The 24,425-nt window shown below is 44.6% G+C and carries 21 protein-coding genes; 11 read left to right on the top strand and 10 right to left on the bottom strand.

All coding sequences use genetic code 11. From position 1 onward, the window contains the following. Positions 1-337: 337 nt before the first annotated feature. From CWO08_RS14785 to CWO08_RS14825, 9 genes are all read right to left on the bottom strand, one after another. On the bottom strand, positions 338-754 hold the full coding sequence (locus tag CWO08_RS14785; protein WP_055318798.1) for a hypothetical protein: 417 nt from the start codon (positions 752-754) through the stop codon (positions 338-340). Continuing rightward, positions 738-1,811 carry a formate dehydrogenase subunit gamma gene (locus tag CWO08_RS14790; RefSeq protein ID WP_012603931.1) on the bottom strand — a complete coding sequence of 358 codons (1,074 nt, stop codon included), beginning with the start codon at positions 1,809-1,811 and terminating at the stop codon, positions 738-740. The genes CWO08_RS14785 and CWO08_RS14790 overlap by 17 nt, the downstream gene beginning before the upstream one ends. 13 nt (positions 1,812-1,824) lie before the next feature. Further along, the gene (gene fdh3B / locus CWO08_RS14795) at positions 1,825-2,433 is read right to left on the bottom strand and encodes a formate dehydrogenase FDH3 subunit beta (protein ID WP_004742271.1); all 609 of its coding nucleotides are present in this window, start codon (positions 2,431-2,433) and stop codon (positions 1,825-1,827) included. 11 nt (positions 2,434-2,444) lie between these two features. Then, positions 2,445-5,300, bottom strand: coding sequence for a formate dehydrogenase subunit alpha (locus tag CWO08_RS14800; RefSeq protein WP_108020686.1), 2,856 nt, complete (start codon positions 5,298-5,300; stop codon positions 2,445-2,447). A 10-nt stretch (positions 5,301-5,310) separates the two neighbouring features. Beyond that, positions 5,311-5,511, bottom strand: coding sequence for a twin-arginine translocation signal domain-containing protein (locus tag CWO08_RS14805; protein ID WP_004733728.1), 201 nt, complete (start codon positions 5,509-5,511; stop codon positions 5,311-5,313). Between the two features lie 75 nt (positions 5,512-5,586). Beyond that, positions 5,587-6,225, bottom strand: a complete 639-nt coding sequence (locus tag CWO08_RS14810) for a molecular chaperone (RefSeq protein ID WP_108020687.1) — start codon at positions 6,223-6,225, stop codon at positions 5,587-5,589. Between the two features lie 9 nt (positions 6,226-6,234). Continuing rightward, complete coding sequence (locus CWO08_RS14815; RefSeq protein ID WP_108020688.1) at positions 6,235-7,896, bottom strand: 4Fe-4S dicluster domain-containing protein; 1,662 nt, start codon at positions 7,894-7,896, stop codon at positions 6,235-6,237. A 299-nt stretch (positions 7,897-8,195) separates the two neighbouring features. Next, positions 8,196-8,879: a DUF3306 domain-containing protein gene (locus CWO08_RS14820; protein ID WP_108020689.1), complete on the bottom strand. Its 684-nt coding sequence runs from the start codon at positions 8,877-8,879 to the stop codon at positions 8,196-8,198. Further along, positions 8,869-9,333 (bottom strand): DUF3305 domain-containing protein, encoded by a 465-nt coding sequence (locus CWO08_RS14825; RefSeq protein WP_108020690.1) that lies wholly within the window; start codon positions 9,331-9,333, stop codon positions 8,869-8,871. The genes CWO08_RS14820 and CWO08_RS14825 overlap by 11 nt, the downstream gene beginning before the upstream one ends. 455 nt (positions 9,334-9,788) lie before the next feature. Here CWO08_RS14825 and fdhD point away from each other — a divergent pair, with 455 nt between their 5' ends. The 10 genes from fdhD to CWO08_RS14875 all read left to right on the top strand — a co-directional run bounded on the left by fdhD (position 9,789) and on the right by CWO08_RS14875 (position 19,909). Next, complete coding sequence (fdhD, locus tag CWO08_RS14830; protein ID WP_102431975.1) at positions 9,789-10,619, top strand: formate dehydrogenase accessory sulfurtransferase FdhD; 831 nt, start codon at positions 9,789-9,791, stop codon at positions 10,617-10,619. A gap of 410 nt (positions 10,620-11,029) precedes the next feature. Next, positions 11,030-11,971, top strand: a complete 942-nt coding sequence (locus CWO08_RS14835) for an MBL fold metallo-hydrolase (RefSeq protein ID WP_107899226.1) — start codon at positions 11,030-11,032, stop codon at positions 11,969-11,971. 1 nt (position 11,972) lies between these two features. After that, positions 11,973-12,287, top strand: coding sequence for a hypothetical protein (locus tag CWO08_RS14840; RefSeq protein ID WP_108020691.1), 315 nt, complete (start codon positions 11,973-11,975; stop codon positions 12,285-12,287). Positions 12,288-12,385: 98 nt separating this feature from the next. Next, entirely contained in the window at positions 12,386-13,288 is a 903-nt protein-coding gene (locus tag CWO08_RS14845; protein ID WP_108020721.1) for a DUF692 domain-containing protein, read from the top strand. Further along, complete coding sequence (locus tag CWO08_RS14850) at positions 13,281-14,048, top strand: putative DNA-binding domain-containing protein (protein WP_108020692.1); 768 nt, start codon at positions 13,281-13,283, stop codon at positions 14,046-14,048. Before CWO08_RS14845 ends, CWO08_RS14850 begins: the two co-directional genes overlap by 8 nt. Beyond that, positions 14,045-14,653, top strand: coding sequence for a DoxX family protein (locus CWO08_RS14855; protein WP_107899225.1), 609 nt, complete (start codon positions 14,045-14,047; stop codon positions 14,651-14,653). The genes CWO08_RS14850 and CWO08_RS14855 overlap by 4 nt, the downstream gene beginning before the upstream one ends. A 108-nt stretch (positions 14,654-14,761) precedes the next feature. Next, complete coding sequence (locus tag CWO08_RS14860) at positions 14,762-16,378, top strand: cytochrome ubiquinol oxidase subunit I (RefSeq protein ID WP_102431937.1); 1,617 nt, start codon at positions 14,762-14,764, stop codon at positions 16,376-16,378. Between the two features lie 9 nt (positions 16,379-16,387). Further along, positions 16,388-17,524, top strand: a complete 1,137-nt coding sequence (gene cydB, locus CWO08_RS14865) for a cytochrome d ubiquinol oxidase subunit II (RefSeq protein ID WP_108020693.1) — start codon at positions 16,388-16,390, stop codon at positions 17,522-17,524. 26 nt (positions 17,525-17,550) lie between these two features. Beyond that, positions 17,551-17,658, top strand: coding sequence for a cytochrome bd-I oxidase subunit CydX (gene cydX, locus CWO08_RS14870; RefSeq protein WP_102431939.1), 108 nt, complete (start codon positions 17,551-17,553; stop codon positions 17,656-17,658). A 361-nt stretch (positions 17,659-18,019) separates the two neighbouring features. Continuing rightward, complete coding sequence (locus CWO08_RS14875; RefSeq protein ID WP_108020694.1) at positions 18,020-19,909, top strand: methyl-accepting chemotaxis protein; 1,890 nt, start codon at positions 18,020-18,022, stop codon at positions 19,907-19,909. Between the two features lie 133 nt (positions 19,910-20,042). Here CWO08_RS14875 and CWO08_RS14880 read toward each other — a convergent pair whose 3' ends face one another. Further along, entirely contained in the window at positions 20,043-21,626 is a 1,584-nt protein-coding gene (locus CWO08_RS14880) for an ABC-F family ATPase (RefSeq protein WP_050650342.1), read from the bottom strand. 452 nt (positions 21,627-22,078) lie between these two features. On the opposite strand from CWO08_RS14880, the gene CWO08_RS14890 reads away from it, so the two are divergent. Beyond that, entirely contained in the window at positions 22,079-24,424 is a 2,346-nt protein-coding gene (locus CWO08_RS14890) for an ATP-binding protein (protein ID WP_107899221.1), read from the top strand. The last annotated feature ends 1 nt before the right edge of the window (position 24,425 follow it).

A 24,425-nucleotide genomic window follows, 5' to 3' on the forward strand; every position in this document is an offset into this window, starting at 1 on the left:
CGTGCGATTCAATGTTGTAATTAATTAAAGACTCAACAGTAAACGCAAGATGTGTTCCAAGTGTTAAGGGTAATTTTCGTGCAACAGATTTTAATTTTAAGTCGTTGATTATTAGGGTCTAAATATTTACGTGCACTTTTATGGTTATTAAAAATTGAAAAAACAACCACGACAATTGCACCAAATAAGGGAGTTGCACCATATTGAAGCGGCCAATAAGTAGGTTCTGATACAGAGAGCGGCTGACAACAATTTACTGTTCCATAGCCTAAAAACAAAAAGCCCAGTGAATTTGAATCACTGGGCTTTCTTTAGATATGTCGTTAACGTGTTAGCGTTACAGGTTTGGCCCTGTCGACGGGCTTTGCGGTAGGTTTTGACTTAAACGCTGCATGCCTTGATACATACGGATAAACCAAACCACAATCGCAACACCACCGAACAACATGCCTACATATGGAATGTAGTAAGCGATGTCATCGATAATATGGTTTTGATACCAGTAATCGTTCACACCGATTAACACGCCATTAGAGGTCGCTACCGTTACGATAAGCACCACGAAGAACGTCAGGTTCAAGAAGAACGAGCGAATCAGTCCGTAGTAATGGGTATCCACTACTTCCCCGTCTTCGCCTTTATCTAAACGATAGCCCGCGTAGATGATGGCAACCACACCAGAGAGAAGGCAAGTAAATGGTGTAAAGCAGCTTAGTATGTAAGCGACCCAAATACCTTTATGAGGTTTGTTCATTCTTATTCACCCCTTCCGTTTTCTCTGTTGCTGCGTTAGCGCTTTGCTCAACGCCGTTTTTCTCTTGTTCCATCACTTCTTTGTACCAAAGGTCATGGTGCTCTTTAGCCCAAGTCTCATCAACTTCGCCTGTTACCATGCCTTCTAGTGCCCCTTCCATACCGAACAAGCCGATGTAGATGTGGAACACGAAACCACAGATAAGGATCAAAGCAGCTAACATATGGACTAGGTTTGAAAGCTCCATATCTCGACGCGTTTGACCGAAGATTGGGAAGTCTAAAACCAAGCCACTGATCGCAGCCACACTACCCATAACAATCAATAGCCAGAACAGTGCTTTTTCACCCGCGTTCGAGAACTCTGCAGATGGGTGAGAACCTTTATGTTTCCCTACCATGCCACCCAGTTTCATGAACCACTGGATATCGACCATCTTAAAGATAGACTTGCGCCACCACTTGATCAGAACAGCCATCAACAGCACATAGAAAATCGGTCCGATGTAGTTGTGGTATTGCTTAGCCAGTAGAACAATGAAGCCCCATAGATCCGTTGGGATATAAGGTTTCAAGAAGTGTTTACCGTAAACCAACATCAAACCACTGAATGCCAGTGTTAAGAAGGTAAACGCCATGCTCCAGTGCAATGCACGATCAAGTCGAGACCAACGTTTGATCTTACGACCTGTTCTTGGTGCGCTTAGCATTAGCGGTCCAATCACAACGTACATCAAAGTCACGAAAGCAATACTGCCAAAGATAGCGACGGCACCGGCTGGTGACATCCACTTCTCTTTCAATATGTACCACGTCTGACCTGGAGTACTGATTAACACACCGTGTTCAGCCGATTGAGATGTGGTGTAACCTTCTTCACCATTTCTTACTTGTCGCCAAAAATCGGCACCAGCAAGTTGAGTGATTTCTCGTTGAGCAGAGCTCGATTGAGTTTGTGATGAGTTCGTCTCAGATGCATGACTCATAGGAGAAAGCATTGTTAGTGCTGCCAACATAGGCAGCACAACAAGGAAGAGACGCTTAAACATTGTAAGCATATGTCTCTCCTACTTAGCTCTTAGTCGCATCGTAAGAAAGGTCGTTGCCGTCTGTCCAACCTGCACCTTTCGCACCACGTTCAACTACACGCTGACGGAAAACATCAGAAACTTTCTCTGCGTCACCCGCTAGCAGTGCTTTGGTTGAACAAAGCGAAGCACACATTGGCAGTTTGCCTTCTGCAATACGGTTCGCACCGTACTTTTGACGCTCCTCAACAGAACCTGGCTCTGTTTCTGGGCCGCCAGCACAGAAGGTACATTTGTCCATCTTACCGCGCTCACCAAACGCTTCCTGTTTAGGGAATTGAGGTGCGCCAAACGGACAAGCAAACAAGCAGTAACCACAACCGATACAAAGATCTTTATTGTGAAGTACGATGCCGTCTTCTGTATGTTCAAAACAGTCTGCAGGACAAACTGCCATACAAGGCGCATCAGTACAGTGCATACACGCTACTGAGATAGAGTTTTCACCCGGTTCACCGTCGTTCAGTGTTACAACGCGACGACGTTGAATACCCCATTCCAGAGCATCATCATTTTCATTCTTACATGCAGTGACACAACCGTTACATTCGATACAACGCTTGGTGTCACAAAGAAATTTCATTCTAGCCATTTTAAGACTCCTTACGCTTTACGAATATTACAAAGGGTTACTTTCGTTTCCTGCATCAACGTGACAGGGTCGTAACCGTATGTGGTTGCTGTGTTAGCAGCTTCACCAATAACGTAAGGATCAGTGCCTTCTGGGTATTTAGAACGCAAATCTTCGCCTTGGAACTTACCACCGAAGTGGAATGGGATGAATGCCAGCCCCGGTTTCACACGACGTGTAACCATCGCTTTCACCTTAATTCGGCCCTTCTCAGCACCCTCAACCCAAACATCATCACCGTCTTTAAAGCCGATGTCGTTCGCGTCTTTCGGGTTCACTTCAACGAACATCTCTTGTTGAAGTTCTGCTAGCCAAGGGTTAGAACGTGTCTCTTCACCACCACCTTCGTACTCAACCAGACGACCAGAAGTCAGGATAATCGGGTATTCACCAGATTTGTCTTGCTCTTGAATCGACTTGTAAAGCGTAGGTACACGGAAGATCGCCTCTTTGTCATCCCATGTTGGGTAGTCAGCAACTAGGTCGCGACGTGGTGTGTAAAGCGGCTCACGGTGCAGTGGCACGCGGTCTGGGAATGTCCAAACAATCGCACGCGCTTTTGCATTACCAAACGGGATACAACCGTGCTTGATAGCCACACGTTGAATACCGCCAGAAACGTCGGTCTTCCAGTTTTTACCTTCAGCAGAGGCTTTCTCTTCTGCTGTTAGGTCATCCCACCAACCCAGTTGTTTCAGTAGTTTGTCACTGAACTCAGGGTAGCCATCTTTGATTTCGCTGCCTTTCGAGTAGCTGTCTTCAGCCAGTAGGTTTTGACCTTCAAACTCAACACCGAAACGAGTGCGGAAGTTACCACCACCTTCAGCGACAGTCTTAGACGTATCGTAAAGGATATGTGTGCCTGGGTGTTTCATTTCTGGCGTACCCCAACATGGCCAAGGAAGACCGTAAGTCTCACCATTTGCAGGCCCGCCCTCTGCTTCCAGAGACGTTTTGTGGAATGTATGCCAGTTCTGTTGGTGCTCTTTCAAACGTTCTGGGCTTTGACCTGTGTAACCGATCGTCCACATACCTTTGTTGAATTCACGAGTAATGTCTTCAATCAATGGTTGGTTGTTCTCAACACGGATGTTTTTGAACAGCTGATCAGAGAAACCAAGCTTCTTAGAAAGAAGGTACATGATTTCGTGGTCAGGCTTAGATTCGAACAGAGGATCTACCACCTTGTCACGCCACTGTAGAGAACGGTTCGATGCCGTTACACTGCCGTAGGTTTCAAACTGAGTCGTCGCTGGTAGCAGGTAAACGCCGTCAGTACGATCATTCATTACCGCTGCAACCGTTGGGTATGGGTCAACAATAACCATCATATCCAGCTTCTGCATCGCTTTCTTCATCTCTGGACCACGAGTTTGAGAGTTCACTGCGTGACCCCAGTAGAACATCGCGCGGATGTTTTCGCGTTGACGAATCTTGTCTTTGTCTTCAAGTACACCATCAACCCAACGAGAGACAGGAATACCTGCACTGTTCATTGGTTTTTGACCGCCGTATGCGTTGTCGTCGAAACGGCCTTTGATCCAATCAAAGTCGATATCCCAAACTTTCGACCAGTGACGCCAAGAGCCTTCAGACAAGCCGTAGTAGCCTGGAAGTGTGTCAGAAAGTACGCCAAGGTCAGTTGCACCCTGTACGTTATCGTGACCACGGAAGATGTTTGCACCGCCGCCTGATTTACCGATGTTACCTAGCGCAAGCTCAAGTACACAGTAAGCACGTGTGTTGTTGTTACCTGTGGTGTGTTGAGTACCACCCATACACCAAACGATACAACCCGGACGGTTTTCAGAAAGCAGTTTCGCTGTGTGGTAAACGTCTTCTTCGCTTACGCCTGTTACACGTTCAACTTCTGCTGGGCTCCACTTCGCGACTTCTTCACGGATCTCGTCCATGCCGAATACACGTTGGCGGATGAATTCTTGGTCTTCCCATTTGTTAGCAAAGACATGCCATAACACACCCCAGATAAACGCAACGTCTGAACCTGGGCGAAGTGATACATAGTGATCAGATTTAGCAGCAGTACGTGTACGACGAGGATCCGCAACAACGATCTTACAGTTGTTCTTCTCTTTCGCGATTAGGATGTGTTGCATTGCCACTGGGTGAGCTTCTGCTGGGTTTGAACCAATGAACAGCATCGACTTACAGTTGTGCATATCATTGAACGAGTTGGTCATTGCACCGTAACCCCAAGTGTTTGCAACACCGGCTACTGTGGTTGAGTGACAAATACGCGCTTGGTGGTCAACGTTGTTCGTTCCCCAAAGCGACGCCATCTTACGGAATGCGTAAGCTTGCTCGTTGCTGTGCTTTGCACTACCTAGGAAGTAAACCGAATCAGGGCCAGACTCTTTACGAAGTTCTAGCGCTTTGTTACCGATCTCTTCAATCGCTTGTTCCCAAGAAAGCTTCTTCCACTTACCGCCTTCCAATTTCATTGGGTACTTAAGACGACGTTCACCGTGGCCGTGCTCACGTAGAGCTGCACCTTTCGCACAGTGTCCACCAGCGTTGAATGGGTGATCGAATGCAGGTTCTTGACCTGTCCAAACACCGTTTTGAACTTCAGCGTAGATACCGCAACCTACAGAACAGTGAGAACAGATAGTACGTTTCACTTCTGTTTTCGCTTCTGGATCGACTGATTTAGCCTGTGCTTTCTTCATTATGCCCGGTGCGAATAGACTTGCGCCTACCACTGCGCCACCAGCAGCTAATGAAGTGTTTTTCATGAAGGCACGTCGAGACACGCCTAGCTGATTGGTTTCTTTGCTCACACTATCGGAGCGTTTGACAAGTTTCATCCGTTATCTCCTAAAGCGTGTCGTAGTAATCGCGAATGTGTTGCGTTTCACGATAGCCCGTCTTCTTCATGTCTTCTTTCGGCATTTCAACCGTTTCTGAAGCAGTTGCCACTTTCGTTGTACCAGCGACAACGGCACCAGCTACGGCTGCAGTCGTTAAGCCTTTGAGTAAGTCCCTACGGCTTGTGTTTATTTCTTTATTATCTTTCATCATTGCTTCCTTACCTTACGGTAGATCTTTTGGAGGCTTAATGCCCCTCTATCGATATAATCGCGTACTGCTCGATTACTCGTAATCAGTGACGTTTTTCACATCAATCTTTAATTTATGCTTACTGCTTTTTGTATTAACGCTAAAACGCACTTGTTCTAACGTTAAAAATGCTTCACACAGCTGAGCGGCCGATTTGTAGAAGTTGGCACTTTCTGCACTTTCAAGCTGACGTGTAAAAGAGTTGAACCAAGGACCAAGGTGCTTATTGAAAACCACTTGTTGCAGGGCTTCTTCTTCACCGGTTAGCATTGCCATTACTTCACACAATGCCGCAATATGATCTTCTGGCTCTTTTACTTGATCATCACGTTCAATGCCTAAAAGCTCTAAATCATGACGAATCTCTGCTAATGGTTTTTCCATCATGGCGCCAGTGCGATGCCAAGAACCAAATGGAACAATCTCTCCACGGCCAATGCCAATGAACAGATCTTGATATTCGTCTTCTAACGCTTCGCGATTTGATTCTGTTGCCGCTTGTTGAATAGCAATCCAAGCTTTTTGCATTGCACTTTCAGACGCTTCAATATCTAGCGTTTTTAGAAAGTCGATCACCTCTTCAGAAGGTGCGCTACGAAACAGTGCAGATAGAACCAAATAGATCTCAGTTCTTAGTGTCTGTTCTTGTGCCTGATCCAAATTAGTTTCCAAGGCTAACTCCTAGTATTTCAATTGTTTCAATGGGTCTTGCGCCATTGAATCGAACATATCCACCACACGACAGTCCTCACACATAGCAATACGATTGATCGCTGCTTCATCTGAAAAGTGAGAGTGACCGCGTAACTTGTTCTGTAACATGTCGATCATAGACTGAGGTGCGAATGGTTTATGGCAACGTACACATTCCGCAGCTTTCTCTTCATGAATCACAACCGCTTTCTGACGTTCTTCTTTTACCCAGTTCATACGAGGCGTAAGAGTCAGAACATTTTCAGGACATGCCTTTTCACACAAGCCACATTGAATACAGTCTTGTTCTACAAATTTAAGTGATGGAGAAGCCCCGTCGGTATGAAGTGCACGTGTCGGACACACAGACACACAACTCATACACAAAGTACAATCTTTGCTTTCACACGAAACCGTGCCATATGGCGCATTCGAAGGAAGTTCAACGATATTCTCGACAGGAATGCGAGATGAAGACATAGCATCGAGTGCAGTGAATAGACGTTGACGTTTGTTGCCTTGAAGATCGCCAAGTGCAAGGTCGAAAGAATCAACGCACAGTGTTGGAGGCCCTTCACGTAGAGACTCTAAATACAGGATATCGATGGTTTCTTTTGGAACACCGATTTGGTCTAGTAGCTCTTGAGCAATCCCGACTTCGTTATTCAGAACACGAATGATCGTCTCTGGCATAAAACGAGAGGCAGCAAACAGAACCTGAGTCGCCCCATTCACTAGCGCTGCAAACCAAGTATCAATACCAATAGAAGGCAGTTCTTCAACCACGATTGGAATAACGTTATCTGGTAGTGCTTTTAGCGCCATTACATTGTAAGTCTCATGACGAGAGCTACAGATAAGTACGATTGGATCCAGACCGCCCGCATGTTCATAGTTAGCTAGCGTACGTTCAATGAACTTTTGAGTATCGTCAGGGTTTGGAAGCGCATAGGTAATCGCTTCTGTAGGACAGCTTGTTGCACAAGTTCCTACGCCTTGACATAGATAAGGGTTAATCTCGATCTTGTGACCTGTTTTGTCTGAGCCTTCACTTGATAGTGCGCCAGCAGGACAAGCGTCAACACAACGTTCACACCCTTTTACGCCACGAGAACTGTGCGCACAAAGGTCAGTGTCTAAACGGAAGAACTTAGGCTTATCAAATGTGCCCATTAGCGTTGGAATCTCTTCCAGTGCTTCGGCCAGTTTTGGATAGCCTCGGCCCACTGGGTAATAACCTGGTACAGGCACTTCTTCTGTCATGCAGCTATTCAGACATAGGTCTAGAACAACATCGAAACAATCGTGATTAATCGCGATTTTCGCCAAGTTGCTTGATGTGCCTTTACTTTCGATCACAACTTCAAACGTGCCAAGGAAACCGGAGACTTGAACCGAATTCGCGAAATACAGTTCTGGGTTTGTGCCCTTTTCGCCGTCTGTCGACAATAAGGTTAGGCTCGTCAATTGAGGTAATTGCGCCGCAGCACTTTCAATGATCGCAGTTGGACCAATAACAAGAGTATTACCACCGCTTTCGTAGCTAACAGTAGGTGGAATCAGATTTGTTAACTCAACTGTATTTTCAAATGCATACAGTCTTGCTTTAGCGTTATTTGAAGTTGCTTGTTCTAATAATTGTTTAAGCATTGCTCAGTTCCATCTTTGGACATGGATAATCTGTTCAACTTTCATTGTAGTAAGCGATAGAGAACTTGCTGAGTAATCCGTTAACAACTAACCCTTTAGCCAGTGTGCCGTTCGTCAGACCATGAACTCGTCTATCTACAAAAAAGTTGATAATGAACGTTATTTAGCAAATGCCATGCCAGTTTAATAATCCCTATATATCAGTAGTTTAATGATTTATAGCGTTTATTGTGCGTATAAAAAAACCGCTTGGGACATTTTGTCGCAAGCGGCTCATTGAGTGTTTAGTCAAAATGTACCTATTCTTTGTGTGGTATATTTTGTCCCATCTCTTTCAGGTCAGCTTCTTCTGACATTGTAGCGTTATCATCTGACACTGTTTTTTTATACAGTTCTTTTTCTTGTTCGGTTATTTCGGCACTTTCTGACGTTTCAAATTCATGATCAGATACCTCAAGATCGCTTTCAGAATTTTCTAAAACCTCATCTTCGTCTTTATTATCAATGAGTTGCTCTTCTTCTTGTGCAGTTTCTTCTTCCGTTTTGTCTTTGACCCAATCACGCAAGGTTTCCGCTACCCCTTCAGAAAGAGACTTCAAATTACTGTAATCGTCGTCGTAATCATCTAAACCATCACGAACGTTGAACTCTTCTGAGAGGAATAATTTACGCAATGCCGCTTTTTTTACGCTTTCTGAGGCTTCTGACACCAATAATTGAGCAACAGACAAGTCTTCAGTCGTTTCTGATGCTATCTCCTGAGAGTCAATAGCGTGAGCGTGTTCATTGTGTTCTGGAGACTCATTTTCTAAAGTCTCACGCTCTATTGACTCCGATGTTTCTGCGTCTATAGATGAAGCAGCAGTCGAAGCTTCAGTGGAAGTAAGCTCAGTTTCCTCAAGCGTTTGTTGCGTTTCTAATGGTTGGTCGGTTGATTCATCAAGCTTTCGTTGAGACCAACGGCTAAAAAAATTAGTTGCCATTTGATCGACCCGCGCCTTTACGTTTCTTACGTCTTGCTTCTAATAACTCGCCATGACGACCGATGAACGCTTCCATCCAAGCTTGTACAGGCAATGGAATGTCGTATGAAAGGACTTGGTTGTCACCGTCCATGTATTGCCCTGCAACGGTTTGTGATGCTGTAAGTAACTGAATGACGGGCTTAACGCCAGAATCAACATTATCCATTACTAAGAAAAGCTTAGGTTGCTGAGAGCTTAGGTTGAAACGATAGTCTGTACGCTCGTCTTTATGTAATTGGAGTAAACAAACGTCTTGGGCATCGTCTTCTGGCGACAGTTCAAATCCCGTCAATTCCCATTGCGTCGTTACCCAGATACCTGTTTGGATCTCTTTCTCTATTCTTTGGACACCGATTGGCCAAGCTGCTTCTGTTTTTTCATATTGTTCTTGGAATTCTTTTATCTCAGACATACTTCACCCAATTGATTTTCTTTGGTCTGAATGCACTTAGGACATTTTGTACTGTGCGCAATCATATACACCCCATAAAGCAATAAACACGCCAATACGGATTACCTACGAGAGCGTATCTATAGCGTTCGTTATCAAGTTGTCATTATAACGTTAGTCGATACTGGTTATTTCAGACAACTCGACCCAGTGAACTCTCATATTTTGCGCTATTTTAATCTAATGCTTCCTGTTTCCATCAATCCCCGTTATTTTGGAATAAGATTTGCTTTAGCTAATTCGCTAATGTTATTCACAGAGCTATGTATTCTCAGAGCTATGGCGCGCTCGATAACGTTAATCGAAACCTAAGCTATAGCGAACTAACAAACTAGCGCATTGATGAATGAGAGCCTTATTGCTCTTGTTGACTTCTTATCTCATAAAATCGCTATCTCATTAAGTAGGAAATGACTGTGGTAAAACCAAACATAATAAAAACCAGTGAGAACCCACTTCAGACAATCGAAGTTGAAGTGTTTGATGAATATGGCGAAAAGCTAACGAAACAAATCGCGTGTGAGCGCCCTCTTACCGTGATGTTGAACTGGAAAGAGATCGTAACGTTGATGACATTGGGTTCTCGTCCTGAGTCATTAGTATTAGGCTATTTGAAGAACCAAAGCTTTCTGTCTGATCCAGAAGCTATTGAATCTATCATTATCGATTGGGAAACCAGTTCTGCAGCGGTTATCACCAAAGAAGACACGAGCCAACTTGAACAAGCATTGAAGAAGAAGACAGTAACGTCTGGCTGTGGTCAAGGCACCATGTATGGCAACGTGATGAAGCAATTGGAAGATTACCAAGTGCCTCAAACTAAGATTAAACAATCTGAAATCTACACAGCGCTTGAAGCGCTGACTCATTATAACGATACCTACAAGAAAGCAGGCGCGGTGCACGGCTGTGCGGTTTGTAAAGACGACAAGGTTCTATCGTTTGTTGAAGATGTTGGCCGACACAATGCCGTTGATACATTGGCTGGTGAGATGTGGCTTAACAAAGAGTCAGGTGAAGATAAGATCTTCTATACCACAGGCCGTTTAACGTCTGAGATGGTGATTAAGGTTGCTCAGATGGGTATCCCTGTTCTGTTATCACGTTCTGGTGTAACTCAAATGGGCTTAGACTTGGCTCAGAAATTCGGCATCACCACTATTGCACGCGCAAAAGGTTTACGCTTCCAAGTGTTTACAGGCGCAGACAAGATCGACTTTGATGTGAAAGGCGAACAAGTTCTTTAAAGACAAACTTTTCTAAAGGCAAGTGCTATCTAAAGCCAATTTTCAGATGAACTCATATAAGGTGTAGGCGAAGGCTTGCACCTTTTTCTTTTGTGTCCTCTATTCGATTTAGTCTCCTTATCATTCCCTCTCCTTGCTCCATCATTTTATTCGCATAATTTTTACAGCCAGTTCGCTGTTACCACCCTTTCTGCACGTTATTTCAGCAACAGAACGCGCTCAATATTACTGTTTAGTTTTACTTAACGTTAATTTCAAAATTACTAGATATACCAAACGTTAACAATTCTTTATCTTGTGCTCCGTGAACAGAACGAAGCACGCACTTATTGTGCTGCTTGGTGAAAGTTTCACTTCTTTGAATGCTCACTTCGAAGAAAACACATAAGAAAAAAGAATTGGATAACAATATGAAACAGCCTTTAAAAGCTTTAGCAATTGCTCTTGGATTGACCTTGGGCGCCAACTGTCACGCAATTGAACTTAAGCCGGTCGATACTGACTTTACATTACAAATACTGGGTTCAGGTGGTCCTATCTCGGATGACCTACGTGCATCCTCAGGTGAAATCGTATGGTGGAAAGGCAAATCACGAATCATGATTGATGCCGGTGGCGGTGTTTACCTACGTTTCGGTCAAGCGGGTGCAAAACTTGAAGACCTAGATTTTATGGGTATTACTCACTTCCATACCGATCACGTCAATGACATGCCTGCTCTTCTTAAAGGTGGCTATTTCTTTGAACGCGAAAAGGCGTTGGAGATTTCAGGTCCAACCGCAGGTTCTGCGTTCCCAAGCCTCAACGGTTACTTCGAAGCGAATTTTGACCCAGACCATGGCGCATACGCTTATCTTGCTGGCTTATACGATGGAACCGATGGTCTATTCCCAGTCAATCTTACCGATGTTGACTATCAATCCACAGTGCCAACCGTTGTTTATGAAAAAGATGGTTTGAAGATCACTGCTCTGGGTATTCCTCATGGTGATGTGCCTTGTCTCGCTTACCGAATTGAAAGTGAAGAAGGCGTGATGGTGATTTCAGCTGACCAAAACGGTAGCAACCCTGCGTTCTTAGACTTCGCTCGCGGCGCCGACATCATGATGATGCCAATGGCGATTCATGAACAAGCCGATGGTGTCTCTACATTTATGCACGCTAAGCCTTCCGTGATTGGTGAGATTGCTAAAGAGATTAATCCAAAAATGTTGGTACTTAACCACTGGATGGGTCTAGGCCTTAAGCGTAAATCTGAATCGATCAAAATCGTACGCGAATACTACGACGGACCAATCATGTCCGGTCGTGATTTAGCCAGCTTCCCTATGTCCGCTGTAAAGGAGAAATAACATGAACAACAAAATCGCCCTATCAATCGCGATCACGTCTGTGATTAGTCTTAACTCTGCAATGGCGTTTGCTGATGCACCTGCCGAAGCCCCTGTTGAAGCTAGACAATCTTCAGGACACGGTGGTAAATGTGCCGCAGGTAAATGTGGTACCGAAAAACGTTTCGAAAAAGCGGAACTGACCAGTAACCCACAAGACCGTTTAGTTCGAGCTCGTGACGGGAAATGTGGCTTAACAGCTGAAGGTATCTCGCCAAGTAAAGAACGCATCTTAATGGCAAATAGCAAGGTGACAGGTGGAGTATGTGGCCAGTAGAAACGCATAAAACTAAAGCTATAAAAAATAAGGCTTTAAAAACCAAAGCTTTAGCATCAAATGACCGAGTCCCTAAAAGCAGAGAGTTAAACCATAAAGTGCGAACCATTCAGAATACAGACAAAGGCATTGGGCTACGCGGTGAGCACATTGAACTGCTCGCTCGTTCCCCAAAGCACCCTGATATTGATTTTCTCGAGTTAGCACCAGAGAACTGGATGAGCTTGGGTGGACTTAAGCGTGAGCAATTACAAGATATATCTAAGCTCTACCCCTTGATTGCACACGGTTTAAGTTTGTCTATTGGCGATTGCCAGCCACTTAACACAAAGTTTGTACGTCAGGTTGGTCAGTTTCTCGATGAATTGAATATCGAAGTCTATAGCGAGCACTTGAGCTTCTCTAGAGACAATCAAGGGTACTTGTATGAACTGTTACCCGTGCCACGCCGCGCAGAAAACATCGACTATTTAGCGGACAGAATCAAGCAAGTCCAAGACATCATTCAACGTCCTTTGGTCATGGAGAACATCTCTTATTACCACAATTACGGAGATGAGATGCCTGAGGGTGAGTTTATCGCTGAAATAGCAAAGCGCAGTGGCTGTGAGTTGTTGGTCGACATCAATAATCTCTACGTGAACAGTCAGAACCACCACTTTGATGCAGCTCAAATGCTTAAAGCTTTGCCGAGTGATGCTATTCGCTATTACCACATTGCAGGGCATTTAGTTGAAAACGACAGGTCGGTTGAAAGTGATAAATCGATTAAAGGTAACAAGTCGCTGATTGATACCCACGGCATGGAAGTACAGCAAGCTGTTATTGACTTGGCACGTTACACCATCTCTATTCATGGCAGTAAACCGTTATTGCTAGAAAGAGATAACAACGTACCGCCTTTGGTTGTACTGACAGAAGAGTTACGAGGTGTGCATAGTCAGGTTCTAGATACTGGTGTAAGTCATCGCCCTCTTGAACAGGAGTTGTTATATGCATAATCCGCCAAACTCAATGGTAAGGCAAACACAAGCTTTGGCTGCATTAATACGTTCGCCACTTGAAGGCAACGCGGTGTGCCGATACAGCGAATTCATTAGAGATAACGTATTTGGTGTATTGAACAACACATTTCCGCTGTTTTGTCAGCAAGTCGACCAAGGCCAACTACTGATATTGGTTGATGAGTTTGTTGTCGTGCATTACGCCTCAGAGCCGGAGTTTCATCATATCGCGACTGAGTTTGTCAGCTTTGTTCAGCGTCGCGCTCAGCCAATGTATATCTCTAGTTTGACTGCCACCCATCAACTTACAGACGATCAATTGGCTGTATTGGAGTTCGAATGGTGTGCCTTTTGCGTTGAAATTGACTCTTCAAAGCAAGTATTGCCGATGTCGTGGACGGGTGACTTTTGTATCGATGAACAACAGCTTCAATTGGGCTTGTTAGTCAATAGTATGATGAAGCTCGTACAGGTACCTTTCCTTGTTCATGGTGATTCACTGACGTTTCTAACACAAAGGCGACACTCAATTTATTACGCGATTTATCGCGACTCAGACCAACGCGTCAACACGATAAAACTAAGAGAAATTGATGTTGCGATTATCCAAATAATCCAACAACGACCAAATCGTTCTTTAGCCGATATAAAACAAATAATTGCTCAACAATTGGCGAGATTCGAGTTTATTAATTGGGTTGAACACTTCAGTGAAACAGAACTGATTGGCGTTCACTCTTTAGGAGAAAAATTATGATTAAGTCAGCCCTCAGCTGGTACGACACTATTGTCGAGAAATGCAAACAGTTCGATTATCTAGCTCTGCTTGCCGTACGTCTGTACCTTATTCCGGTGATTTATGTTGGTGCACACTCAAAAGTGCTCGGCTTCGCTGGGACGGTCGCTTGGTTCGGTGCATCAACCGCCGATGGTGGTCTTAACCTTCCCTTCCCAGAGCTACTGGCATTCCTAGCGGCAGCGACCGAAGTATTAGGTTGTATCTGTATCGCGCTAGGCCTGTTTACTCGCTTTATCTCGATTCCAATGATTTTCATGATGAGCGTCGCGAGTGCAATGGTTCACTGGAAACACGGTTGGGATGCGATTGCGACTGGTGGTATGGAAGCAACCGTTCGACTTAACGGCTTCATCGAATGGCTCGCGGTTAACTTCCCAGGTCGTTACAACTACATCACAGAACTTGGCGACCCGGTAATGCTCAACAACGGTATGGAATTCGCAGGCACTTACTTCGTGATGCTGTTAGTACTGCTTGTTTACGGCGGTGGTCGTTACGTGAGTGCAGATTACTGGCTACGTAAACAGTTCTCTAAAAAACAAAACAAAGCACTTCGTTGGTAATCGATTCTTTTCACACAGCTACATGTAAAACCTTTAATTAGTTCTCTCTAATTATCATCTTATTTTCCATTATCTTACCCGTCACACTCGTGGCGGGAAGGAGTTTTTATGCTTACAGATGTCGTTGATCTGTCGCGGTTTCAATTCGCAAGTACCGCTCTTTATCACTTTATATTCGTCCCCCTAACTATAGGTCTCTCCTTCTTACTCGCAGTGATGGAATCGCTGTATGTCATGACCAACAAAACCATCTACAAGGACATGACCAAGTTCTGGGGTAAATTGTTTGGTATTAACTTTGCTGTCGGTGTTGCTACCGGCCTAACCATGGAATTCCAGTTCGGCACCAACTGGGCATATTACTCGCACTATGTGGGCGACATATTTGGTGCCCCACTGGCGATTGAAGCGCTTGTTGCGTTTTTCTTGGAATCAACCTTAGTCGGTATGTTCTTCTTCGGTTGGGACAAGCTCTCTAAGCGTCAGCACTTATCGGTAACGTGGTTGACGGCTCTAGGTTCGAACTTCTCTGGTCTTTGGATTCTGATGGCCAATGGCTGGATGCAAAACCCAGTGGGTGCAGAGTTTAACTTCGAAACCATGCGTATGGAGATGACTGACTTCGTTGAGGTGATCTTCAACCCAGTGACTCAAGTGAAGTTCGTGCATACCGTTGCGGCGGGTTACACAACCGGCGCGCTATTTATTATGGGTATCAGTGCTTACTACATGCTTAAAGGGCGTGATTTACCGTTCGCTCGTCGTTCATTTGCAGTCGCAAGTGCTTTTGGTATGGCTGCGATTGTGTCGACAGTAATGCTAGGTGATGAATCTGGTTATGAGTTGGGTGATGTTCAACAGGTGAAGCTAGCGGCTATCGAAGCTGAATGGCACACCGAAGAAGCCCCTGCATCATTTACATTGTTCGGGTTCCCAAACCAAGAAACCATGGAGACGGACTACGCGATTAAGATCCCATACGTGATGGGTATTATCGCAACGCGTTCTTTGGATACGCCAGTTGTCGGGATTCATGATCTATTAGCAAAAAATGAAGAACGTGTGCGCAGCGGTATCTTGGCTTATGGACTATTAGAAAAACTACGCTCTGGTGATAAATCACAACAAAATATCGATGATTTTGAATCGGTTAAACATGACCTAGGTTATGGCTTACTGGTTAAGAAATACAGCGATAACGTGGTGGATGCAACAGAACAACAGATCAAACAAGCAGCCAAAGACACGATCCCAACGGTAGCCCCTCTATTCTGGAGCTTCCGCATCATGGTGGTGTGTGGCGTCTTGATGTTTGCCATCATTGGTCTTTCATTCGTACAAATTTGTCGCCGTAAGATTGGTACCAATCGTTGGTTACTGAAAGCAACAATATGTGCGATCCCACTTCCTTGGATTGCTTGTGAAGCGGGTTGGTTTGTCGCTGAGTATGGTCGTCAGCCTTGGGCAATTGGCGAAATCCTTCCAGTCAATATGGCGGCTTCTAATCTACCCGTTTCAAGTCTGTGGATCTCTATCGGCCTGGTTTACTTGTTCTACACCGCGTTCTTAATTGTAGAAATGTTCCTGATGGTTAAGTTTGCAAAAATGGGCCCGAGCGCACTGAAGACGGGTCGCTATCATCATGAGCAATCAAACCAAGATCTAGCCATTACAGGTGAGCAAAACACACCGCGTCAGCTAGATAAAACTATCGACCTTCATTAAGGAATTCAGATGTTTGATTACGAAAATCTTCGCCTGTTTACATGGGCAGTTATTGGTGTGTTGTTGATCGGTTTTATCATTACCGATGGTTTCGACATGGGCGTTGCGGCGTTGCTCCCAGTTTTAGGGAAGTCAGAAGTTCATCGACGAATCATGATTAACTCGATTGCCCCTCACTGGGACGGTAACCAAGTGTGGTTGGTGACCGCGGGTGGCGCGATCTTCGCGATATGGCCTGCAATCTACGCGGCTGCGTTCTCTGGGTTCTATTTAGCCATGATTTTAGTGTTGGCGACCTTGTGGTTAAGACCACTCGGTATGGATTACCGCGCTAAGATCGACAACCCGAAATGGAAGAAAGCCTGTGATATTGCGCTTATCGTCAGTGGTTTCATTCCTCCGGTTATCTTTGGTGTTGGTTTCGGTAACTTGATGATTGGCGTTCCGTTTGAATTTAACGAATTGCTAATGATGTCATACCAAGGTGGTTTCTGGGATCTACTCACGCCCTTCCCACTACTATGTGGCTTGGTGAGCTTGGCGATGGTTGTCACGCAAGGCGCGGCATTCCTACAGATGAAAACGACGGGTGATTTAAAACAACGAGCCCAGAAAGTGATCGTATGTATGGCGCTTGTGACTGTAGGTCTGTTTATTGTTGGTGGGCTATACGCATATACACTTCCGGGTTACCTGATTACTAGCCCAGTTGTGACCGATGGTGTTTCAAACCCATTGTTAAAACATGTAGTGAAGTTTGATGACTTACTGCTACATAACTACGAAAACTATCCGGTACTTTGGGGAATCCCTGCGCTAGGCATCATCGGAATGCTGAGTTGTGCAGTGATGACTCGACTTAACCGCGCTGGCTTAGCCTTTGCTTCTTCGAGCTTATCAATCGCAAGCATCATAACGACAGCGGGCGTAGCTCTATTCCCAATGATCATGCCATCTAGCTTGATGCCATCGCATAGCTTAACGCTGTGGGACGGAACATCGAGTGAGTTAACACTGAGCATTATCTCGGTTGTGGCAGTTATCGTGGTGCCAATTATTTTGGGTTACACAATTTGGTGTTACTACAAAATGTTCGGTCGATTAGACAGTCAATACATTCATGATAACAGCTCGTCACTGTATTAATTAAAGATGAAATAGGAGGATAACCTATGTGGTATTTATGTTGGGTACTTGGCGTGTTGCTAGCCTGCGCGTTTGGAATCATTAATGCTCTATGGCTGGAGCACACCGATTTTCTCGATGATCAAAACGGATAAAACGGAGCGTAGCAACTGTTAACTAAATAGTAAGCTAACTAATTAAAATAACTGAAAGTCCTTACTTAATGCGATGCCTGTGATCTCAAAGATTGCTGACATGAGTGTTAATGAGGACTTTTTCTTTTCGCATCTAATCTCACGTGCTTACCCCCGTCTTCGCTAGCAAAGTCGGCGTCTCAAATGGCTAAGTTAATAATAGTTAAGTTGGTGCATATCATCGATTAAGTAGCTTTCTCCATCAACGGACCTTGCTTTAACAACCCTATAGGCTATTAGTTACATATTCATCATTTTAATATATCTGTTAATTACAAAATAAATATGAATATCAACGTCACTGGCTTAAAGGGAGTTAACCATGAACAATCCATCGGAACCTCAGCATCGTTTGCTGTCTCTTTCTATTCGCAGTAAGTTTATTTTAATCAACCTCACCCTGTTTATTTCTGTTTTTATCTATGCCATCTACGAGCAGCTCAGCCTAAACAAATTGGAATCACTGGAGCTCGCTGCGACCGAAAACCTTAGAAGCTCAGTCGATTTATTAACGCTTAGGCGACATGAGAAAGACTTCTTGTCTCGACACGATCAAAAATACGCAGAGCGTTTCGATAAAACTGCCGACACATTGAATCAAAGATTGGTGACGTTGAACCAAACTCTAACCTCGCACGAGCTTCACCTTACCGATCAAATGACCAAAATCTCCGATACCCTTCATCAGTACCAGAAACAGTTCCATCAGATCGTCAATCAAGTGAACGACATTGAACGCACAACCCCACCTTTAGGCTTTGTCGCAACCCTCGATGGAAAAAGAACAGCGCTGAAATCAACAATCGAATCAGAATCAAGTTTGGCACTGGAACTTGCGTTGTTAGAGTTGATCGAAAAAGACTTCCATTACCTCGCACATATTAATAGCCAAACGAATGCAGCGTTAACCAATGCTCTTGTTGAGTTTGAACCCTACTCCCAAACTTCGATTGCGACTGAACAAGCCTATTCCGAATATAAGGCCGCGGTTGAAACTCTGTTAGTTGCTAACAGCAATCTAGGTTTGTCTGCAGAGTTGGGGCTTAGAGGCGCCTTACGTAGCAATGTTCATCAAACGGAACAAGCCATTGAAGAAGTGCAGAATGAGATAAGCCAAGCGATTACAGCTGCAGTTAAAAACACACAAAACATGTTACATCTGTTTGGTGCCGCTATCGTCGCTCTGCTTTCTCTATTATTGGGGTTCATCGGTCGCAACATCCTGGGTCGTATCAAAGCGATAAACGTGATGATGGAGTCTATTGCAAATGGAGATGGAGACTTAACTGTCAGAATGAACGCCAAAGGTAACGACGAACTGGCTCAACTTGCTCACTCGTTCGATACCTTCATCAATAAACTGCACGGCAACATCAAAGAGCTATCCGGCGTGATGACGGTGCTGACAGACAGTTCATGCAGTTCTGAAGAAGCGGCAGTTAAAAGTATGAGCAATGCAGAGAAACAAAAGCAGCAATCTGAATCGGTAGCGACGGCAGTCAACGAGTTAGTGATGACGAGTAATGAGGTGACGGCGAATATCGAAAATGCCGCAACCAATGCCGAGAAGATCAAAGAAAATGCCCATCAAGCGCTACAAAAGACACAATCAACCAACGACAGTATTAATGTCTTAGTAGAAAACATTGCAGAGTCTCAGGATCTCATCGTTCAGCTTGAAGAACAGAGCCGTGAAATCAATCAGGTGGTGACGACCATTCAAGGTATTGCTGAGCAAACTAATCTATTGGCACTTAATGCTGCGATTGAAGCGGCGCGTGCTGGCGATCATGGACGAGGTTTCGCTGTGGTAGCATCCGAAGTACGAGAGCTTTCACTAATGACCAACGATTCAACTCATCAAATAGAATCCACGATTCATGGTTTAACCACTGGGATAGACAAGACCGTCGCTAAGATGACGGCAAGCTTAGAACAAACTGAGTTGGTGAAAAACCAAACCAAAGACGTGGTGAATGCGATAGAAGGAATACACTTCCAAGTTGGCGAGATGTTCGACTTAAACAGCCAGATCTCAACAGCGTCTGAAGAGCAATCGATGGTTTCTGTTGAGATTGACCGAAACATTACTGATATCGCTCACCTTGCTAGTGACACCTATACTGTGGTTTCTGGGTCGGTACGTTGCAGTGAACAAGTCTCGAGTGTGAGTGTGAAGCTAGAGAAGATTGTCGCGCAGTTTAAGTATTAGTGATTAGCGCAAGCTAGTTGATTCGTGTGGTATGGAAAAACAAAAGGCCTCTATCTGATTGCTAAGATAGAGGCCTTTCTAATTTTGAATACGTACTAACGTGTTATTACGTATCAGCTCTCACTACACGGTATTAGCCGCGTGCTTTCAAGAACTCAGCGTAAGTGCCGCGGAAATCGTTGATCTTGCCATCTTTGATTTCAAGGATACGAGTTGCAAGCGAGTCTACGAATACACGGTCGTGAGATACGAAGAACAATGTGCCTTTGTAGTTCTCAAGAGCCAGGTTAAGCGCTTCGATAGATTCCATATCCATGTGGTTCGTTGGCTCATCCATTAGAAGGATGTTTGGTTTATGCATCATGATCTTACCAAGAAGCATACGACCTTGCTCACCACCAGAGATAACCTTTACAGATTTCTTAATGTCGTCTTGACCAAATAGCATACGACCTAGGAAGCCACGAACAACTTGCTCGTCTTCGCCTTCTTGGCGCCATTGGCTCATCCAATCAAACAGGTTCATGTCTTGTTCGAAGTCATGTGCGTGATCTTGAGCGTAGTAACCGATGTTTGAGTTTTCAGACCACTTGTACTCACCAGTGCGTGGCTCTAGTGCGCCAGCTAGTGTGTTAAGTAGTGTTGTTTTACCTACACCGTTTTCACCGATGATAGCAACACGCTCACCTACTTCGAAGATACCGTCGAACTTGTTGTATAGGTCTTCTTCAAAACCTTGAGATAGGTTTTCAACCACAAGTGCGTTACGGAATAGCTCTTTAGACTGTTCGAAACGGATGAATGGGTTTTGACGGCTAGACGCTTTAACTTCGTCTAGTTGGATTTTATCGATCTGCTTAGCACGAGACGTTGCTTGCTTCGCTTTCGATGCGTTAGCAGAGAAACGAGATACGAACGTTTGAAGTTCAGCAATTTGTGCTTTCTTCTTAGCGTTGTCAGACAATAGACGCTCACGAGCTTGAGTCGCTGCCGTCATGTACTCATCATAGTTACCTGGGAATAGACGAAGTTCGCCGTAATCAAGGTCAGCCATGTGTGTACAAACAGAGTTTAGGAAGTGACGGTCGTGCGAAATGATGATCATTGTGCAGTTACGTTGGTTTAGCGTATCTTCCAACCACTTGATGGTGTCCATATCCAGGTTGTTCGTTGGTTCGTCAAGAAGCATGATATGCGGGTCTGCAAACAGTACTTGAGACAATAGAACACGAAGCTTCCAACCCGGTGCTACTTCGCTCATCAGACCGAAGTGCATTGATTCTTCAATACCTACTGCAAGAAGAAGCTCACCCGCTTTCGCTTCTGCCATGTAGCCGTCCATTTCAGCGAACTGAACTTCAAGGTCGGCTACTTTCATGCCGTCTTCTTCGCTCATTTCTGGCAAAGAGTAAATGCGGTCACGCTCTTGCTTAATAGCCCAAAGCTCTTTGTGACCCATGATAACCGTGTCGATTACCGTGAATTCTTCGTAAGCAAATTGGTCTTGGTTTAGCTTAGCAACGCGCTCGTTAGGATCGTAGCTTACGTTACCAGCACTTGGCTCAAGTTCACCAGATAGGATCTTCATGAACGTCGATTTACCACAGCCATTCGCGCCGATTAAACCGTAGCGGTTGCCTTCGCCGAACTTAACTGAAATATTTTCGAAAAGTGGCTTAGCGCCGAATTGTTGGGTGATATTTGCTGTGGAGATCAATGCCATTACCTTCTTAATGTGAAAAACGTCGCAACGTTACTTGTTCAGGGCTTTAACTGCAAGTATTGATTGCAATTACTGGCCATTAAGTGAGTGATAACCTAGCCAAATCATAGTTTGAGCTGACTCACATTTTTGATTTTCTATTTATCTCCGAAAAGCCGTCGATTTTCAGGAAAAACAAAATATCGAACAGCGCCCCATAATGGGTGGTATATAACGTCCCAAATCATGCCAACCATTGAATATATCGTATGCTGATTGGTCACAGTCAAAGCCACCCTGATCAAAGCAGCAACAGACATAGCCAAGACTAGCCTAATCCCTGACAATTTCATGACAAAATCGATCGAAACAGGAATAAAGTACTCGCCCCCGATACGGGGTTGGATTTCACAAAGTCAGATTATCTAACTATAGTAATCCTAACCTCATAATTCTAAGAGACTTTTATGCGTTCACTATCGCGCTTCTTAATCCTCACGTTGGCCATTCTCTCATGGCCTAGTCATGCCAACTTGGAATATGACTTACAATCTCAGCCGCAGGTATCCGATTCTGCTGTTGACCTCGATGATCGAATTGATTCGTTACCCGATCCTCTCTTTATGGAGCCGTCGGACAGACGCCAAGTCAATATTCTGCTTGCCGAAGTTCTGCGAGTTCAAAAGCAGGAAATCCAAACCTTCGAGCAACAGATAAAAGCTTACAGAGATAACAGCGACGCCGATCAATGGTTTGCCGTTCAAACCAGTTACGTCACGCTGAATAGCTTGAACGTAAGTAAACAGCATCTTTTAGAGCAGACCAACTCTGCAAACAAAGAGCGTTTAACCGGTTTTGGTCCCTATGGTGTGACCCAGTTTAAGCAAGAGTGGGAATTGACCAAACTCAATATTGAGTATCTTGTTTATTTCCAAATTCGTAGCTTTAAAGCGCTTGTTAAAGACATCTTTATTTCGCCAGTGCCAGTGATTGGTGCCTCACTAAAAGTGTTATTCATCTACTTCGGTTTAGTGTGGTGGCTTGCCAACAGCACCCGCTTGATTGAACTGTTTCGAATTAACTTTCTTGAAGCGAAAACGAACCCTCCTTTTCTGGTTCGCGTGATTTGGTATATCAGCCGCGCTGATCGTGCGATTGCTTGGCTAATTGCCATCACATTGTCATTGAGAGTGCTTTCTAGTATCCCTAGTCTTCAACATTTGATTTTCCTGGAGATCTTCACTTGGTGGATTCTAGGTGGTTCGATTGCCATCAGCTTTATTTTGGAATTTGCCTACCGTTTAGGTCGTACATCAAATCAAGAAGTGATAGCACTACGCCTATCGACTATTCGTCGTTACGTGTGGAGCTTCATCGTTGCGGGTGTGATTCTCCAGATATCAAGTATTACGCTAGGAAAAGGTACGATTTACAGCTGGATTTACAGCGCTCTGTTTTTTTGGTTTGTGCTGGTCACGATCTCAGTTCTCAGACTATGGAGAGCGAAGGTCTTCGATACGTTGCAACACATCTCTGATCGTCCGGTTTGGGTGAATTGGGCAGTAAACCGCAAGGATACCTTCTTACTTAATATATTGGCGACGGCCATTGGCATCGTGTGGTTGAGTGTTTACAACTTTCAACATCGAATTATGGCCCTGCTATCCAATTACACTTTGTTTAGCCAGGCCTTAGCTTATCTATTTAGAATTGAAGTTGCTAAACAGTCTGACCTTGATAAGAATCAGCAAAACTTGGTTCGAATCAAAGGCGATCAAACCTATGAATACATTCTTCCGGGTAATATCGACAGTACGTTGATAGATTACGCGGGAGATGAAATTAAGCAGTTATCACGCTACTTAATGTCAGACAGCCCGGCTATCTGTATTGTGTCTGGCGAACGTGGTGTCGGCGCGACAACGCTGCTATATACCTTACTGCACAAAGTCTCTAACGCTGAGCCTGTATACGTGAGTTGCCCTTATGCGGGTTACCAAGAGCTTTTAGCGCATTTAGCCGTGAGCATTGGCTTGGACGAAGAAGCGACTGAAATTCAAATATTAGCGCATCTTCGTAAGAGCAATACCACTTACCTTATCGCGATTGATAACGCACAACGACTGGTGCAACCAATGGTCGGTGGCCTGTCTGATTTGATTCGTTTGACCAACCTTCTGCGTCGTTCTAAAAAGAACCACCGTGTCGTGATATCGATCGCCAAATCAAGCTGGCGATTTGTGGATAGAGCGCGTGGCGAACGTTTGCTGTTTGACTTGGTGTGTTTCCTTCCGCGTTGGACAGAGAAACAAGTGGGTGAACTTCTAAATAGCCGTATCAATACGGAGCTTGAGAAGCCGTTGTCTTTTGATGGTTTAGTAGTCCCTAAGCAATGGGACCAAGATGATATGAGTGAAGAAGAACGTGCACGCCAAGGTTTCTATCGAATTTTGTGGCACTACTCTGATGGCAACCCTACCGTTGCGCTGCGTTTCTTCCGACTCTCTTTGAACCGAAACAAAGAGACAGATCAAGCAGTGGTGCGTCTGTTCCATGTTCCTGAAGCCCAGGAGCTGGAAAATATGCCGAAACCTATGCTGGCTGTACTTCGTTCTATCGTTCAACTGGAAATCGCTTCTCCGGAAGTGTTGTCTGAATGTACACAGCTGAGCACGGCAGAGATAACGGGGATTCTGCGTTACTTTGAAAGCCGTGGTTATATTGGTTGGCATGAAGAAAAGGCTCGGATTTCTGAGCACTGGTTCCGCCATATTACGAACGTTCTCGACCGTCAACATCTACTGGTGAAGTAAA

Origin of the sequence: Vibrio sp. 10N.286.48.B8, assembly GCF_003050085.1 — a bacterium.
Classification (GTDB): Bacteria; Pseudomonadota; Gammaproteobacteria; order Enterobacterales; family Vibrionaceae; genus Vibrio; species Vibrio crassostreae.

Coding starts and splice junctions, on each gene's coding strand:
- CWO08_RS14785 (WP_055318798.1), bottom strand. CDS start 754: ATGAACAAACCTCATAAAGGTATTTGGGTCGCTTACATACTAAGCTGC.
- CWO08_RS14790 (WP_012603931.1), bottom strand. CDS start 1,811: ATGCTTACAATGTTTAAGCGTCTCTTCCTTGTTGTGCTGCCTATGTTG.
- fdh3B (WP_004742271.1), bottom strand. CDS start 2,433: ATGGCTAGAATGAAATTTCTTTGTGACACCAAGCGTTGTATCGAATGT.
- CWO08_RS14800 (WP_108020686.1), bottom strand. CDS start 5,300: ATGAAACTTGTCAAACGCTCCGATAGTGTGAGCAAAGAAACCAATCAG.
- CWO08_RS14805 (WP_004733728.1), bottom strand. CDS start 5,511: ATGAAAGATAATAAAGAAATAAACACAAGCCGTAGGGACTTACTCAAA.
- CWO08_RS14815 (WP_108020688.1), bottom strand. CDS start 7,896: ATGCTTAAACAATTATTAGAACAAGCAACTTCAAATAACGCTAAAGCA.
- CWO08_RS14820 (WP_108020689.1), bottom strand. CDS start 8,879: ATGGCAACTAATTTTTTTAGCCGTTGGTCTCAACGAAAGCTTGATGAA.
- CWO08_RS14825 (WP_108020690.1), bottom strand. CDS start 9,333: ATGTCTGAGATAAAAGAATTCCAAGAACAATATGAAAAAACAGAAGCA.
- CWO08_RS14835 (WP_107899226.1), top strand. CDS start 11,030: ATGAAACAGCCTTTAAAAGCTTTAGCAATTGCTCTTGGATTGACCTTG.
- CWO08_RS14840 (WP_108020691.1), top strand. CDS start 11,973: ATGAACAACAAAATCGCCCTATCAATCGCGATCACGTCTGTGATTAGT.
- CWO08_RS14850 (WP_108020692.1), top strand. CDS start 13,281: ATGCATAATCCGCCAAACTCAATGGTAAGGCAAACACAAGCTTTGGCT.
- CWO08_RS14855 (WP_107899225.1), top strand. CDS start 14,045: ATGATTAAGTCAGCCCTCAGCTGGTACGACACTATTGTCGAGAAATGC.
- CWO08_RS14860 (WP_102431937.1), top strand. CDS start 14,762: ATGCTTACAGATGTCGTTGATCTGTCGCGGTTTCAATTCGCAAGTACC.
- cydB (WP_108020693.1), top strand. CDS start 16,388: ATGTTTGATTACGAAAATCTTCGCCTGTTTACATGGGCAGTTATTGGT.
- cydX (WP_102431939.1), top strand. CDS start 17,551: ATGTGGTATTTATGTTGGGTACTTGGCGTGTTGCTAGCCTGCGCGTTT.
- CWO08_RS14875 (WP_108020694.1), top strand. CDS start 18,020: ATGAACAATCCATCGGAACCTCAGCATCGTTTGCTGTCTCTTTCTATT.
- CWO08_RS14890 (WP_107899221.1), top strand. CDS start 22,079: ATGCGTTCACTATCGCGCTTCTTAATCCTCACGTTGGCCATTCTCTCA.